This window comes from Variovorax sp. J2L1-78 (genome assembly GCF_030317205.1).
GTDB classification, from domain to species: domain Bacteria; phylum Pseudomonadota; class Gammaproteobacteria; order Burkholderiales; family Burkholderiaceae_C; genus Variovorax; species Variovorax arabinosiphilus.
This window is the reverse complement of the sequence record NZ_JASZYB010000003.1, coordinates 707,462-722,006: the sequence shown is the minus strand read 5'-3', so window position 1 is coordinate 722,006 and position 14,545 is coordinate 707,462. Positions and strand designations below refer to the sequence as shown.

Here is a 14,545-nt window from a genome sequence, read left to right as displayed (position 1 = left end):
CAGCGTGTGCGCATCGCCGACGCGTCTTCGGCCCCCTGCTTCTACCGTGCGGTAGCAACTTGCGCCGGATTCACCCATAGGGGAAATCGAGCAGGAAACACTTCGTCGCAACTGCGTGGTCCTACCCTAGAGTAGCGGGCACCACAACGAGGAGACGCAGAATGCTCAGGAAAGCTTCGATGGCCGGTGCCCTGCTCGCCGCCGCCCCCCTGGCCTGGTCCCAGTCCAGTGTGCAGATCTACGGCATCGTCGACGCCGCCGTCCGGCACACGACCAACGAAGGCCCGGCAGGCGACGGGAGCCTGACGCAGATGATCGGTGGCGGCATGTCGCAGAGCCGTTGGGGCATCAACGTGACCGAGGACATGGGCGGCGGACTGCGCGCGCTGGCCAACCTGGAGAACCGCTTCAACACCGACACCGGGGCCCAGGCGACCACCAACTACTTCCAGCAGTCCTGGGTCGGCCTGCAGAGCAGTAGCTTCGGCCGCGTGATGCTCGGGCGCCAGTACAACGTCCTGTTCGACGTGGTGACCAGCACCTATGCGTCGTTTCCCTACTCGCCGTATTTCGACGCGTTCAAGCCGGAGATCGGCTTTTCGCTGGGGGCGCGCGCCAGCAACATGATCAAGTATGTGGCCGAGTACGGCGACTTCCGAGGCGGCCTGCAGTACTCGTTCGACGAGGACGCGCCCACCGGGGGCCGGACGGTCGGTGCCTACCTGCGCTATGCCTCCGGTGGCCTGGCCGTCGGCGGGGCCTTCCAGAACTACGAGTTCGGATCGGGCCGCAAGCTCGACGCCTGGACGCTGGGCGGTTCCTACCGCATCGACAAGTGGTACCTCAATGTGGGCTACGGCCGCAACAAGCTGGACGGCGGCCCGCTGACGGCAGCCACCGACCTCGCGGTGCTGTCGAGCCTGTGGAGCGGCAGCTCGGTCGCCAACGGCAACTTCGGCGGACCGGCCTTCCTGGCGGCCAACCAGCGCGACCTCGCGACCATCGGCCTGGGCTACCAGATCATGCCGCTGCTCAACCTCGGCGCGCACTACTACCGCACCAAGCAGTCGGGGCCCACGGTTGCCGGTGACGCACGGGCCAACTTCTTCGTGTTCGCGGCCGACTATGCGCTGTCGCGCCGCACCGACATCTATGCGGAATTCGACACCACGCGCCTGAAGGGCGAGGCCAACCTCAACGGCACGACGGCCGCAGGCGGGCCGAAGAGCCGCAACGGCTACACCGTCGGCGTGCGCCACCGGTTCTGATCGCACGCGACGGCTGGGGCGGTCGGCTACAGTCGAAGGCCCATCCCCCTTGCGGCCGACGGCCTGTGCCGTCGGCCCTGCTCCGCCCTCGACATGCGCATCCTCGGTATCGACCCCGGCCTGCAAACCACCGGTTTCGGCGTGGTCGACCTGGACGGCCATGCCCTGCGCTACGTGGCCAGCGGCACGATCAGCACCAAGCATCTGGACCGGGGCAACCTGCCCGAACGGCTCAAGGTGCTGTTCGACGGCATCGGCGAGATCGTGGCGCGCTACCAGCCCGATGCGTCGGCCGTCGAGATCATCTTCGTCAACGTCAATCCGCAGTCCACGCTGCTGCTCGGCCAGGCGCGCGGCGCCTGCCTCACGGCACTGGTGTCGCGCAGCCTCCCGGTCGCCGAGTACACCGCGCTGCAGATGAAGCGCGCCGTGGCCGGTCATGGTCAGGCTGCGAAGGCCCAGGTGCAGGAGATGGTGAAGCGACTGCTCGACCTGCCGGGCCTGCCCGGCAGCGACGCCGCCGATGCGCTGGGCATTGCGATCACGCATGCGCATGTCGGCAGTTCGATGGCACGGCTGGGCGAAGCGGCGGATCTGTCGCGCAGCACAAGCGGCATGTACCGCAAGGGCCGGACGCGCTGAGGCTTCAGGCCACGCGTTCGGCGATCAGCACGGCGAAGAAGCCGAACGCCGCCAGCAGCGTCCACTTGAGGACGATCCAGCCGAAGCGCCGGTACTTCACTTGGCCCGTGCCCGCATAGAACGCGAAGGACACGCCGGCCACGAGCAGCAGCAGAAGGATGGCCCAGCGGAACAGCAGCATCGGTCGGTACGCCGGCGCTACCAGGCGCGCGCCACTTCGGCAAAGCCCGCTGGGGCGAGCTTCTCGTCGTCGAAGGTGACGATCTCGTAGGCGTCCTCGTGCCGCAGCAGTTCGCGCAGCAGCTGGTTGTTCATGGCGTGGCCCGAGCGGAAGGCGCTGTAGGCCGCCAGCAGCGGGCGGCCGATCACGTACAGGTCGCCCATCGCGTCGAGGATCTTGTGCTTCACGAACTCGTCGTCGTAGCGCAGGCCGCCGACGTTCAGCACCTTGGTGTCGTCCATGACGATCGCGTTGTCGAGCCCGCCGCCCAGCGCCAGGCCCTTGCTGCGCATGTACTCGACTTCCTTGGTGAAGCCGAAGGTGCGCGCCCGTGCGATGTCGCGGCTGTACGAGCCACTTCCCAGATCGAACTCGACGCGCTGGCCGGTCGAGTCGACCACGCGGTGGTCGAAGTCGATCTCGAAGCTCAGCTTGAAGCCGTGATAGGGCTCCAGCCGCGCCCACTTGGCGTTGGCGCCCTCGCCTTCGCGCACCTCGACCGGCTTCACCACGCGGATGAAGCGACGCGGTGCCTGCTGCAGCACGATGCCCGCGCTTTGAAGAAGAAAGACGAACGACGAAGCCGACCCATCGAGGATCGGCACTTCGTCCGCCGTGATGTCGATGACCAGGTTGTCGATGCCCAGGCCGGCGCAGGCCGACATCAGGTGTTCGACGGTCTGCACCTTGGCGCCGCCCTTGGAGATGGTCGACGCCAGGCGCGTGTCGGTGACGGCCTCGGCCGTCATCGGGATGTCCACCGGCTCGGGCAGGTCGACACGGCGGAACACGATGCCCGTGTCCGGCGCCGCCGGCCGCAGCGTGAGTTCCACCCGCTGCCCACTGTGCAGCCCCACGCCGACGGCGCGGGTGATGGACTTGAGCGTTCGTTGTTGCAGCACGGCCGTGATTTTAGGAGCGCGAGACGCACGCCGGAACGCGCGGCTCGCTATGGCCTCCATAGTCACACGGTCGGCCTCAGTCGGCTTGCCGACGCAAAAACGCGGGGATCTCGAAGTCGTCCATGCCGCCCGAAGACAGCGCGTCGACCTTGGCCGCGGCCATCGTGCGGTTGGTGCGCCACACGCTCGGCACCGCCATGCCTTCGTAGTTCGGCTGGCCGTGCGCGCCGGCATGGCCCACGCCGCCCAGCGTCGGCACGGTGAAGCCGATGTTGTCGGTGCCGGTGCGGATGACTTCCAGCGTCGGAGCCTGGCGGCGTGCGTCAGGGCGCGACAGGCCGGTGGCGACCACCGTCACGCGCATCTCGTCGCCCAGGTTCTCGTCGTAGGCGGCACCGTAGATCACGTGCGCGTCCGGCGAGGCATAGGCACGGATCGTGTTCATCGCCAGCTTCGATTCCGACAGCTTCAGCGAGCCCTTCGACGCCGTCACCAGCACCAGCACGCCCTTGGCGCCCGACAGGTCGATGCCTTCGAGCAGCGGGCAGGCCACGGCCTGCTCGGCGGCGATGCGCGCGCGGTCGGGGCCGCTGGCCGCGGCCGTGCCCATCATGGCCTTGCCGGGTTCGCCCATCACGGTGCGCACGTCCTCGAAGTCGACGTTCACGCCGCCGTACTCGTTGATGATTTCCGAGATGCCGCCGACGGCGTTCTTCAGCACGTCGTTGGCATGCGCGAAGGCCTCGGCCTGCGTCACGTCCTCGCCCAGCACTTCGAGCAGCTTCTCGTTCAGGATCACGATCAGCGAGTCGACGTTGGCTTCGAGCTCGGCCAGGCCGCTGTCGGCGTTGTTCATGCGCTTGCCGCCTTCCCAGTCGAAGGGCTTGGTGACCACGCCGACGGTGAGGATGCCCATCTCCTTGGCGATGCGCGCGATGACCGGTGCCGCACCGGTGCCGGTGCCGCCGCCCATCCCGGCGGTGATGAAGAGCATGTGCGCGCCGTCGATGGCCGCGCGGATTTCGTCCACCGCCAGTTCGGCCGCCTCGCGGCCCTTGTCGGGCTTGCCACCGGCGCCCAGGCCGTTGTTGCCCAGCTGGATCAGCTTGGGTGCGTTGCTGCGCGACAGCGCTTGCGCGTCGGTGTTGGCGCAGGAGAACTGAACGCCTTGCACGCCGCGCTCGATCATGTGCGCGACCGCGTTGCCGCCGCCGCCGCCCACGCCGATCACCTTGATCTGCGTGCCTTGGTTGAACTCTTCCATTTCGATCATTTCGATGGCCATTTGGTGACTCCTAGATTGCTTGCAGTTGCCGTGTGTTTCTGAACTATTTTTCTGTGCGCGGACCGGTTGCTCGTGGGGATGGCGGACCGGTCCGCCGCCATCGCTCGTTGAAGTGCCGGGGCGGACTGCCGCGGGCCAGCCAGAGGGGGTAGAACTTCATGTCAGAAGTTCCCCACGATGAAGTCCTTGAAGCGGCCGAAGGCCGTCTTCACCGAACCGTTCTTCTGCGCGACCTTGTAGCCGCGCATGCGCGCAAAACGTGCTTCTTCGAGCAACCCCATGACGGTAGCCGCACGGGGCTGCGCCACCATGTCGGACAACGCGCTCGAATACTTCGGGATGCCGCGGCGCACCGGCTTGAGGAAGATGTCCTCGCCGAGTTCGACCATGCCCGGCATGACCGCGCTGCCGCCGGTCAGCACGATGCCGGACGACAGCACTTCCTCGTAGCCCGACTCGCGCACCACCTGCTGGACGAGCGAAAAGATCTCCTCGACGCGCGGCTCGATCACGCCGGCCAGCGCCTGCTTGCTCAGCATGCGCGGGCCGCGGTCGCCCAGGCCCGGCACCTCGACCTGCGTGTCGGGGTCGGCCAGCAGCTGCTTGGCGTAGCCGTTCTCGACCTTGATGTCCTCGGCGTCCTTGGTCGGCGTGCGCAGCGCCATCGCGATGTCGCTGGTGATCAGGTCGCCCGCGATCGGGATCACGGCCGTGTGGCGGATCGCGCCGTTGGTGAAGATCGCCACGTCGGTCGTGCCCGCGCCGATGTCGACCAGGCACACGCCCAGTTCACGCTCGTCCTCGGTCAGCACCGCCTGGCTCGAGGCCAGCGGATTCAGCATCAGCTGGTCGACCTCCAGGCCGCAGCGGCGCACGCACTTGATGATGTTCTCGGCCGCGCTCTGGGCACCGGTCACGATGTGCACCTTGGCCTCGAGCCGCATGCCGCTCATGCCGATCGGCTCCTTCACGTCCTGGCCGTCGATCACGAACTCCTGCGGCTCCACCAGCAGCAGCCGCTGGTCGCTCGAGATGTTGATGGCGCGCGCCGTCTCGACCACGCGGGCCACGTCGGCGGGCGTCACTTCCTTGTCCTTCACCGCCACCATGCCGCTGGAGTTGATGCCGCGGATGTGGCTGCCGGTGATGCCGGTGTAGACGCGGCCGATCTTGCAGTCGGCCATCAGTTCCGCTTCTTTCAGCGCCTGCTGGATGCTCTGCACCGTGGCGTCGATGTTGACCACCACGCCGCGCTTGAGGCCGTTGCTCGGCGCCACGCCGAGGCCGGCCAGCTTGAGTTCGCCGTTGGGCAGCACCTCGGCCACCACCACCATCACCTTGGCGGTGCCGATGTCGAGTCCGACGACCAGGTCTTTGTATTCTTTGGGCATGGAATGTCCTCGGTGTTCGCTTATTTCTTCTTGGGGTCGTTGACGACCGTGGTGACGCCGCGCATTCGCAGCGCATAGCCTTCGTTGTGCCGCAGGTCGGCGCCTTCCACAGAGGCGACGGTGCGGCCATACTGCGCGGCCACCTGCGACACGGTGCGCAGGAAACGCTCGGTGCGGGCCACGACTTCCTCGCTGCGGCCGCGGCCCAGTTCGACGAGCGCGCCGCTGTCGAGCAGCACATGCCAGCTGCCACGGCTCGACAGGCCGAGCTCGACCACGCTCAGCTCGTAGGGCTGGAACAGCGGTGCCAGCAGGCGGTACATGCCCAGCACCTGCCCGGCCTGCTCGACCGGGCCGTCGAGCCGCGGAAGCTGGTCGTCGACCTCGGCCACGTTGGCCTCGAAGACCTCGCCGAAGCCGTTGACCAGCTTCGAGCCCGCCTCGTCGCCCCAGTGCGCGACCGGCACATGCTCGGTCAGCGTGGCGCGCAGCTTGTTCGGGAACTCGCGCCGCACCACGGCCTTGCGCACCCAGGGCACCGACTCGAAGGCCGTGCGCGCGCGCGCCAGGTCGACGGTGAAGAAGTTGCCCGCCAGCTGCGGCGCCACGTTGGCACGCAGCGTGACCGTGTTGTTGTGCGTCACCTCGCCGTCGACCTTGATGCCGGCGATCGGGAAGAAGGGCTGGCGCAGCACCCACCACGCCCCCGCCGCCAGCAGCACGACACCGAACACGGCGAAGACCAGCGTCGCCGTGAGGTTCATGAGCTTGACGTCGAAGGGGACGGGTGCGGTCGTGGCCATGTCGTCAGACCTTGCCTTCCGAATCGAGTGCCGCCGATGCCAGCACGCGCACGCACAGGTCCTCGTAGGCGATGCCCACCGCACGTGCCGCCATCGGCACCAGCGAATGCGTCGTCATGCCGGGGGAGGTGTTCAACTCCAGCAGAAAGGGCTTGCGGTCGCTCGCGCGGATCATCACGTCGGAGCGGCCCCAGCCGCGGCAGCCGAGCGTGCGATAGGCCGCCAGCGTGAGGCGCTGGATCTCCTTTTCCTCCGCTTCGGGCAGGCCGCTCGGGCAGTGGTACTTGACGTCGTCGGTGAAGTACTTGTTCTGGTAGTCGTAGGCGCCCTCGGGCGCGGCGATGCGAATCACCGGCAGGGCCTGCGCGTCGAGCCCGTGGCCGAGCACGGAGCAAGTGACTTCCTCGCCCTCGATGAACTCCTCGCACAGCACGTCGGCGTCGTACTTCGCGGAGAGCGCCACCGCCTCCTGCATCTGCGAATAGCCCTGTACCTTGGTCACGCCGATGGACGAGCCTTCGCGCGGTGGCTTGACGATCAGCGGCAGGCCGAGCACGTCGGGCACGGCGCGGATCTGCTCGCGGCTCTGCTGGTCGGCGGCCAGGCGCACGTACTTGGGCGTCGGCAAGCCGTCGGCCTGCCAGATGCGCTTGGTCATGACCTTGTCCATGGCCACGCTCGACGCCATCACACCGGAGCCGGTGTAGGGAATGCCCAGGAGTTCAAGCGCGCCCTGCACCGTGCCGTCTTCGCCGTGGCGCCCGTGCAGCGCGATGAAGCAGCGCGCGAAGCCTTCGCGCTTGAGTTCGACCAGGTCGCGCTCGGCCGGATCGAAGGCATGCGCGTCGACGCCGCGCGAGCGCAGCGCCTCGAGCACGCCGGTGCCCGACAGGATCGAGATCTCGCGCTCGGCCGAGGTGCCGCCGAAAAGGACGGCGACCTTACCGAGTGACTGGATGTTCGGAGTGCTCACAGCGCCCTTCCTTCGCGGGTGAACTGGCCCGGCTTCACCGATGCGGCCGCGCCGCCCAGCTCCACCACGCGGCCGGGCACGGCGCCGATGGAACCGGCGCCCATGCAGATGACGACGTCGCCGTCGCGCGCGTTGTCGAGAATGGCCTGCGCCATCGCGCCGATCTCGTCGACGAACACCGGCTCGACCTTGCCGGCCACGCGCAGGGCACGCGCCAGCGAGCGGCCGTCGGCCGCCACGATGGGCGCCTCGCCGGCCGCGTAGACCTCGCCCAGCAGCACGGCATCGGCCGTGCCCAGCACCTTGACGAAGTCCTCGAAGCAGTCGCGCGTGCGGGTGTAGCGGTGCGGCTGGAAAGCCAGCGTCAGGCGGCGTCCCGGGAAGGCGCCACGGGCCGCAGCGATGGTGGCCGCCATCTCGACCGGGTGATGGCCGTAGTCCTCGATCAGCGTGAAAGCCGCCGTGCCGGAGGCATCCTTCACCGGCACGTCGCCGTAGCTCTGGAAGCGCCGGCCCACGCCCTTGAAATCAGCCAGGCCGCGCTGCACGGCGTCGTCGGCCACGCCGAGCTCGACCGCCACCGCGATCACCGACAGCGCATTCAGCACGTTGTGCTCGCCGGCCAGGTTCAACACGATGTCCAGGTCGGGCAGCGTGATGCCGTTGCGGCGCTGCGCGGTGAAGTGCATCTGGCCCCCGACCGCGCGCACGTTCACGGCGCGCACCTGAGCGTCTTCGTTGAAGCCGTAGCTGGTCACCGGGCAGGTCACCTCGGGCACGATGCTGCGCACCGCCTCGTCATCGGTGCACAGGATCGCGACACCGTAGAAGGGCATGCGGTGCAGGAAATCGACGAAGGCCTTCTTCAGGTTGCCGAAGTCGTGCCCGTAGGTCTCCATGTGGTCGGCGTCGATGTTCGTGACCACCGCCATCACCGGCAGCAGGTTCAGGAAGGACGCGTCCGATTCGTCGGCCTCGACCACGATGTAGTCGCCGCTGCCGAGTTGCGCATTGGCACCGGCGCTGTTGAGGCGCCCGCCGATCACAAAGGTCGGGTCGAGCCCGGCCGCGGCGAGCACGCTGGCCACCAGGCTGGTCGTCGTCGTCTTGCCGTGCGTGCCGGCGATGGCGATGCCCTGCTTCAGGCGCATCAGCTCGGCCAGCATCAGGGCGCGCGGCACCACGGGAATCTTCTTCTCGCGTGCGGCGATCACCTCGGGGTTGTCGGCCTGCACGGCGGTCGACGTGACCACGGCGTCGGCGCCCGCGATGTTCGCCGCCGCGTGGCCCACGTGGGTCGCGATGCCCAGGCCGGCCAGGCGGCGCAGCGTGACGCTGTCCGAGAGGTCGGAGCCCGAGATGCGGTAACCCAGGTTGAGCAGCACCTCGGCGATGCCGCTCATGCCGGCGCCGCCGATGCCGACGAAATGGATGTGGCGAATGGCGTGCTTCATGCGCCGCCTCCGTGCTTCTTCGCCGCGAGTTCTTCGCAGGCCAGCACCACGGCGCTGACCGCCTCGGTCTTCTGCATCGTCTTGGCCTTCACGGCCTTGTCCACCAGCGTGGTTCGTTCGAGTTTCTGGAGCAAGTCGGCCAACAATTCAGGCGTGAGTTCGGTCTGCTGCACCAGCCAGCCGCCGCCCGCGTCCACGAGGAAGCGCGCGTTGGTGGTCTGGTGGTCGTCGACCGCGGAAGGGAAAGGCACGAACAGCGCTGCGGCGCCGACGGCTGCGATTTCGGTGACGGTGCTGGCGCCGGCGCGCGCGACGATCAGGTCGGCGGTCGCGTAGGCGGTGGCGGTGTCGTCGATGAAAGGGGTGAGCTCGGCCTCGACACCGGCCGCCACGTAGTTGGCGCGCAGGTCGTCGATCTGCTTGGCGCCGCTCTGGTGCATCACGATCGGGCGCTGCGCCGGCGCGATGCGCGCCAGGGCCTTGGGCACGATGCTGTTGAGCGCCTTCGCGCCCAGGCTGCCGCCCACCACCAGCAGCTTCAGCGGCCCGCTGCGGCCGGTGAAGCGCGTGACCGGATCGGGCTGCGACACGAAAGCCTCGCGCAGCGGATTGCCCACCCACTGCGCGTTCTTCAGCACGTTGGGGAAGGCGGTGAACACGCGGTTCGCGACGCTCGCGAGCACCTTGTTGGCCAGCCCGGCCACCGAGTTCTGCTCGTGCAGCACCAGCGGTTTGCCGAGCAGCACGCTCATCAGGCCGCCGGGAAAGGTGATGTAGCCGCCCAGGCCGATGACCACGTCGGGCCGTACCCGGCGCAACACGCCGATGCTCTGGACGAAGGCGCGCAGCAGCCGCGCGGGCAGCATCAGCAGCGTGAGCGGCCCCTTGCCGCGCAGGCCACCGAACTGCACCGGCTCGAAGGCGAAGCCGCGCGGCGGCACCAGCTGCTGCTCCATGCCGCCGGGCGCGCCCAGCCAGTGCACGGCCCAGCCGCGGTCGCGCAGCGCTTCGGCCACGGCCAGGCCCGGGAAGATGTGCCCGCCGGTACCGCCCGCCATGACCAATGCCGTGCGCGTCATATCCGACCACCTCGCATCAGCACACGGTTTTCGTAGTCCACCCGCAGCACGATCGACAGCGCGATCAGCTGCATCAGCATGGCCGAGCCGCCGAAGCTCATCAGCGGCAGGCCGAGGCCCTTGGTCGGCAGCGCGCCCAGGTTCACGCCCATGTTGATGAACGACTGGAAGCCGATCCAGATGCCGATGCCCTGTGCCACCAGACCGGAGAACACGCGGTCGAGCGCGATCGCCTGGCGGCCGATGTGCATGATGCGGCGCGTCAGCCACAGGAACATGCCGATGATGAGCAGCAGGCCGATGAGGCCGAACTCTTCGCCCAGCACGGCCAGCAGGAAGTCGGTGTGCGCCTCGGGCAGCCAGTGCAGCTTCTCGACGCTGCCGCCCAGGCCCACGCCGAAGATCTCGCCGCGGCCGATGGCGATGAGTGCGTGCGACAGCTGGTAGCCCTTGCCGAGCGCGTGCGCCTCGCTGAAGGGATCGAGGTAGGCAAAGATCCGCTCGCGGCGCCATTCGCTGGTCATCACGATCAGCGCGAAAGCGGCCACCACCAGCGCGGCGATGACGAAGAACATCCGCGCATTCACGCCGCCGAGGAAGAGGATGCCCATGGCGATGATCGCGATCACCATGAAGGCGCCCATGTCGGGCTCGGCCAGCAGCAGCATGCCGACCACCACCACCGCAATGCCCATCGGCAGCACGGCGCGGAAGAAGCGTTCCTTGATCTCCATCTTGCGCACCATGTAGCTGGCGGCGTAGAGCACCATCGCCAGCTTGGCGAGCTCGGAGGGCTGGAAGTTCATGATGCCCAGCGGCAGCCAGCGGCGCGCGCCGTTGACCACGCGGCCCACGTGCGGGATGAGCACCAGCACCAGCAGCAGCAGCGACACGACGAAGATCCACGGCGCCACGCGCTCCCAGGTCTGCATCGGGATCTGGAAGGCCAGCAGCGCGGCGACGAAGGCGATGGAGATGAACAGCACGTGGCGCAGCAGGAAGAACATGGGTCCGTAGCCGGCACGCGCGAAGCGCGGGTTGTCCGGCAGCGCGATGGAGGCCGAATAGACCATCACCATGCCCCACGCCAGCAGCGCCAGCGTGACCCATAACAGCGACTGGTCGAAGCCCAGCACGCGCATCGGCGCGGCCTTGGTCTGCGACACGCTGCCGCCGCCCAGGCGCACCGGCAGGTGCATCGGCAGCGCGTCCATGCCGCTCTTGGCGGCACGGCGGAACCAGCCGCCGAAGCGGCCCGGCGCGGTGTTGGGCGTGGCGGCGGCGGCGTCGCTCATGAAGCGTCCTCCTCGTGCAGCGACGACGGCGCGTCGGCCAGGGCCTGCACCGCATCGCAGAAGACCTGCGCGCGGTGTGCGTAGTCCTTGAACATGTCGAAGCTGGCGCAGGCTGGCGACAACAGCACGGCGTCGCCGGGGTGGGCGCGCTTTGCGGCGAGCTGCACGGCTTCGTCCATCGACGCGGCGTGCACGAGCGTGACGCCGGTCGAGGCCAGCGCGGCCTCGATCACCGGCGCATCGCGCCCGATCAGCACGACCGCGCGCGCCACCTGGCGCACCGGTGCGGCCAGCGGCTCGAAGTCCTGGCCCTTGCCGTCGCCGCCGAGGATGGCGACGATGCGGCGCTCGGCGCCCAGTCCGTGGAGCGCGGCCACTGTCGCGCCCACGTTGGTGCCCTTGCTGTCGTCGAAGTACTCGACCTGGTCGACGATGGCCACCGATTCGACGCGGTGCGGCTCGCCGTGGTACTCGCGCAGGCCGTAGAGCATCGGACCCAACGGGCAGCCGGCCGCACTGGCCAACGCCAGGGCCGCCAGGGCGTTGAGCGCGTTGTGCTGGCCGCGGATGCGCAGCGCGTCGGCCGGCATCAGGCGCTGCAGGAAGATCTCTTCCTCTTGCGCCGCAGCACCGCGCTTGCGCTTGATCGTCTCGTCGGCCTCCAGCGCGCGCACCAGCCAGGCCATGCCGTTGACACGCTCGATGCCGAAGTCGCTCGGGCGCAGCGGCAGGCCGGCGCCGAAGGTGATGTGCGTGCGGACCTGTGGGCGCTGCAGCTTCACGCGAACCGGTGGCGGCAGCATCTGCATGACGCCCGCCTCGCCGCGGTTCAGGATCATCAGGCCGTGCTGGCCGAAGATGCGCGCCTTGGCGGCCGCATACGACGCCATGTCGCCGTGCCAGTCCAGGTGGTCCTGCGTCAGGTTCAGCACCGCCGCGGCGGTGGGCTCGAAGTCCTGCACGCCGTCGAGCTGGAAGCTGGACAGTTCCAGCACCCACACGTCGGGCAGCGTCTGGGCATCGAGGTGTGCGGCCAGCGTGTCGAGCAGCGTCGGGCCGATGTTGCCGGCGACGGCCACGGTCTTGCCGGCGCGCTCGACCAGCAGGCCGGTCAGCGACGTGACGGTGGTCTTGCCGTTGGTGCCGGTGATGGCGAGCACCGCCGGCGCGTAGCCCTTGGGCGGCTCGGGCTCGGCATGCGGCACCAGCGGAAGCTGGGGCGAGTCGTCCTCGACGACGGCCGACGCCGGGTTGGTGGCCGACAGTTCGGCGATGCGGGCCACGAACTCGGCCGCGTCCTTGGCGGCGGTCGCGACGTAGGGCTTGCCGGGCGTGGGGAGCGCGGGACGGGGGGCCGCGGGGACGGCCGCGGGCGCGGGCTCCGAAGGCTCGGCGATGGAATCGACCACCTCGTCCGTGGCGAGCGGCAGGTCGTCGGCGGGCGCTTCGATGGGCGCCTCCACGGGCGCTTCGATGGGCGCCTCCACGGGCGCCGGCACGCTCGCCGCCGCGTCGCGTGGCATGTCTTCGGCCAGCGCGCGGGGCGCAGCCTCAGCGCCATCGGCGTTTTCTTCGGCCGCGGCGGGTTCCGTCGATGGTGCCGACGGCGTCGGCTCGGCGGTCTCGACCGCAGCGGGTGCCACCTCGGCGATGGCTTCGGGGTCGACGGGTTCCACCGCCGGCACCTCCGGCAGCGTCACCGTCTTCAGATCGCGCAACGCCTGCGCGAACAGATCGAGCTCGCCGCCCACCGGCAGGCCGATGGCGCGTGCCGCGTCGACCACCGGCGCGATCGTCGCTGGCGTCAGGCCGGGCGAGCGGTACACGGCGCGGATCGGCGTGCCTTCGACAAGGGCTGCGGTCAGCGGTCCGCCGACGAAGCGCACGCCGGGCCACTCGGCCTGCAGCGTCGCGAGGGCCGGCGGCGTGTCGCGCGTGTCGGCCACCGTCACCTGGGCACCATGCCGCGCGCACCAGCGCGCCATCGCCAGGCCGGACGCACCGAGACCGAGGACGAGGACGGGAAGGTCGTGCAGGTGCTTCATGGACTCAGCGAAGCTTCAATGTGGAAAGGCCCACGAGGCACAGCAGCATCGTGATGATCCAGAAGCGCACGACGACCTGCGTCTCGCGCCAGCCGCTCTTCTCGAAGTGGTGGTGCAGCGGCGCCATCTTCAGGATGCGCCGCCCTTCGCCGAAGCGCTTCTTGGTGTACTTGAAGTACATCACCTGCGCCATCACCGAGATCGCCTCGACCACGAAGATGCCGCCCATGACGAAGAACACGATCTCCTGGCGCACGATGACCGCGATGGTGCCGAGCGCGCCGCCCAGCGCCAGCGCGCCGACGTCGCCCATGAAGACCTGCGCCGGGTGCGTGTTGAACCACAGGAAGGCCAGCCCCGCGCCGGCCATGGCCGAGCAGAACACCAGCAGTTCGCCCGAACCGGGGATGTGCGGGAACAGCAGGTACTTCGAATAGACCGAGCTGCCGGTGACGTAGGCGAACACGCCCAGCGCCGAGCCGACCATCACCACCGGCATGATCGCCAGGCCATCGAGACCGTCGGTGAGGTTCACCGCATTGCTCGATCCCACGATCACCAGGTAGGTCAGGATGACGAAGCCGATGCCGCCGAGCGGGTAGCTGATCTCCTTGAAGAAAGGCACCAGCAGGTTGATCTTGGGCGGGAAGTCGAGCGCGAAGCCCGAGCGCACCCAGGCGAAGAACAGTTCCAGCACGCGCCAGTTGGAGCTCTCGGAAATGCTGAACAGCAGGTAGAAGCCGGCCAACAGGCCGACCAGCGACTGCCAGAAATACTTCTCGCGCGAGCGCATGCCTTCCGGGTCCTTGCGCACCACCTTGCGCCAGTCGTCGACCCAGCCGATGGCGCCGAAGCCCAGTGTCACCCACAGCACGATCCACACGAAGCGGTTGCTCAGGTCGAACCACAGCACGGTGGCAAAGGCGATGGAGAACAGCACGAGCACACCGCCCATGGTGGGCGTGCCGCTCTTGGTCAGGTGCGTTTCCATGCCGTAGCCGCGCACCGGCTGACCGATCTTGAGCGCGGTCAGCCGGCGGATGGCGTACGGGCCGACCGCCAGGCCGATCAGCAGGGCCGTGGTCGCGGCCATCAGCGCGCGGAAGGTGAGGTACTGGAAAACGCGCAAAAACCCGAACTCGGGCGAGAGCGTCTGCAGCCATTGGGCCAAGCTCATCAGCATGGGGT

13 protein-coding genes are annotated in these 14,545 nt (G+C 68.6%); 2 read left to right on the top strand and 11 right to left on the bottom strand.

Translation table 11 applies throughout. The features are described from left to right. Nucleotides 1-161 precede the first annotated feature (161 nt). Nucleotides 162-1,268 (top strand): porin, encoded by a 1,107-nt coding sequence (locus tag QTH86_RS21885; RefSeq protein WP_286648256.1) that lies wholly within the window; start codon nucleotides 162-164, stop codon nucleotides 1,266-1,268. A gap of 93 nt (nucleotides 1,269-1,361) precedes the next feature. Further along, nucleotides 1,362-1,910 carry a crossover junction endodeoxyribonuclease RuvC gene (gene ruvC, locus QTH86_RS21880; RefSeq protein WP_286648255.1) on the top strand — a complete coding sequence of 183 codons (549 nt, stop codon included), beginning with the start codon at nucleotides 1,362-1,364 and terminating at the stop codon, nucleotides 1,908-1,910. A 4-nt stretch (nucleotides 1,911-1,914) separates the two neighbouring features. Here ruvC and QTH86_RS21875 read toward each other — a convergent pair whose 3' ends face one another. From QTH86_RS21875 to mraY, 11 genes are all read right to left on the bottom strand, one after another. Further along, nucleotides 1,915-2,091, bottom strand: a complete 177-nt coding sequence (locus QTH86_RS21875) for a hypothetical protein (RefSeq protein ID WP_172839926.1) — start codon at nucleotides 2,089-2,091, stop codon at nucleotides 1,915-1,917. A 17-nt stretch (nucleotides 2,092-2,108) separates the two neighbouring features. Beyond that, a complete protein-coding gene (lpxC, locus tag QTH86_RS21870) occupies nucleotides 2,109-3,032 on the bottom strand; it encodes a UDP-3-O-acyl-N-acetylglucosamine deacetylase (RefSeq protein ID WP_286648254.1) in 924 nt (307 codons plus the stop codon). A gap of 76 nt (nucleotides 3,033-3,108) precedes the next feature. After that, nucleotides 3,109-4,317, bottom strand: coding sequence for a cell division protein FtsZ (gene ftsZ, locus QTH86_RS21865; protein ID WP_286648253.1), 1,209 nt, complete (start codon nucleotides 4,315-4,317; stop codon nucleotides 3,109-3,111). A 161-nt stretch (nucleotides 4,318-4,478) separates the two neighbouring features. After that, nucleotides 4,479-5,708 (bottom strand): cell division protein FtsA, encoded by a 1,230-nt coding sequence (gene ftsA / locus QTH86_RS21860; RefSeq protein WP_262077509.1) that lies wholly within the window; start codon nucleotides 5,706-5,708, stop codon nucleotides 4,479-4,481. Between the two features lie 20 nt (nucleotides 5,709-5,728). After that, nucleotides 5,729-6,511, bottom strand: coding sequence for a cell division protein FtsQ/DivIB (locus QTH86_RS21855; protein WP_286648252.1), 783 nt, complete (start codon nucleotides 6,509-6,511; stop codon nucleotides 5,729-5,731). 4 nt (nucleotides 6,512-6,515) lie between these two features. After that, nucleotides 6,516-7,484: a D-alanine--D-alanine ligase gene (locus tag QTH86_RS21850; protein ID WP_286648251.1), complete on the bottom strand. Its 969-nt coding sequence runs from the start codon at nucleotides 7,482-7,484 to the stop codon at nucleotides 6,516-6,518. Continuing rightward, entirely contained in the window at nucleotides 7,481-8,938 is a 1,458-nt protein-coding gene (murC, locus tag QTH86_RS21845) for a UDP-N-acetylmuramate--L-alanine ligase (protein ID WP_286648250.1), read from the bottom strand. The genes QTH86_RS21850 and murC overlap by 4 nt, the downstream gene beginning before the upstream one ends. Beyond that, nucleotides 8,935-10,017 carry an undecaprenyldiphospho-muramoylpentapeptide beta-N-acetylglucosaminyltransferase gene (murG, locus tag QTH86_RS21840; protein WP_286648249.1) on the bottom strand — a complete coding sequence of 361 codons (1,083 nt, stop codon included), beginning with the start codon at nucleotides 10,015-10,017 and terminating at the stop codon, nucleotides 8,935-8,937. Before murG ends, murC begins: the two co-directional genes overlap by 4 nt. Beyond that, a complete protein-coding gene (ftsW, locus tag QTH86_RS21835) occupies nucleotides 10,014-11,312 on the bottom strand; it encodes a putative lipid II flippase FtsW (RefSeq protein ID WP_444814023.1) in 1,299 nt (432 codons plus the stop codon). The genes murG and ftsW overlap by 4 nt, the downstream gene beginning before the upstream one ends. After that, a complete protein-coding gene (gene murD / locus QTH86_RS21830) occupies nucleotides 11,309-13,357 on the bottom strand; it encodes a UDP-N-acetylmuramoyl-L-alanine--D-glutamate ligase (protein WP_286648248.1) in 2,049 nt (682 codons plus the stop codon). The genes ftsW and murD overlap by 4 nt, the downstream gene beginning before the upstream one ends. A gap of 4 nt (nucleotides 13,358-13,361) precedes the next feature. Continuing rightward, the gene (gene mraY, locus QTH86_RS21825; protein ID WP_286648247.1) at nucleotides 13,362-14,540 is read right to left on the bottom strand and encodes a phospho-N-acetylmuramoyl-pentapeptide-transferase; all 1,179 of its coding nucleotides are present in this window, start codon (nucleotides 14,538-14,540) and stop codon (nucleotides 13,362-13,364) included. Nucleotides 14,541-14,545: the final 5 nt, after the last annotated feature.

Bases quoted from the DNA above. Each gene is read 5' to 3' on its own strand.
- QTH86_RS21885 (WP_286648256.1), top strand. From the start codon at position 162: ATGCTCAGGAAAGCTTCGATGGCCGGTGCCCTGCTCGCCGCCGCCCCC.
- ftsZ (WP_286648253.1), bottom strand. From the start codon at position 4,317: ATGGCCATCGAAATGATCGAAATGGAAGAGTTCAACCAAGGCACGCAG.
- ruvC (WP_286648255.1), top strand. From the start codon at position 1,362: ATGCGCATCCTCGGTATCGACCCCGGCCTGCAAACCACCGGTTTCGGC.
- ftsW (WP_444814023.1), bottom strand. From the start codon at position 11,312: ATGAGCGACGCCGCCGCCGCCACGCCCAACACCGCGCCGGGCCGCTTC.
- murD (WP_286648248.1), bottom strand. From the start codon at position 13,357: ATGAAGCACCTGCACGACCTTCCCGTCCTCGTCCTCGGTCTCGGTGCG.
- mraY (WP_286648247.1), bottom strand. From the start codon at position 14,540: ATGCTGATGAGCTTGGCCCAATGGCTGCAGACGCTCTCGCCCGAGTTC.
- QTH86_RS21875 (WP_172839926.1), bottom strand. From the start codon at position 2,091: ATGCTGCTGTTCCGCTGGGCCATCCTTCTGCTGCTGCTCGTGGCCGGC.
- ftsA (WP_262077509.1), bottom strand. From the start codon at position 5,708: ATGCCCAAAGAATACAAAGACCTGGTCGTCGGACTCGACATCGGCACC.
- murG (WP_286648249.1), bottom strand. From the start codon at position 10,017: ATGACGCGCACGGCATTGGTCATGGCGGGCGGTACCGGCGGGCACATC.
- QTH86_RS21855 (WP_286648252.1), bottom strand. From the start codon at position 6,511: ATGGCCACGACCGCACCCGTCCCCTTCGACGTCAAGCTCATGAACCTC.
- murC (WP_286648250.1), bottom strand. From the start codon at position 8,938: ATGAAGCACGCCATTCGCCACATCCATTTCGTCGGCATCGGCGGCGCC.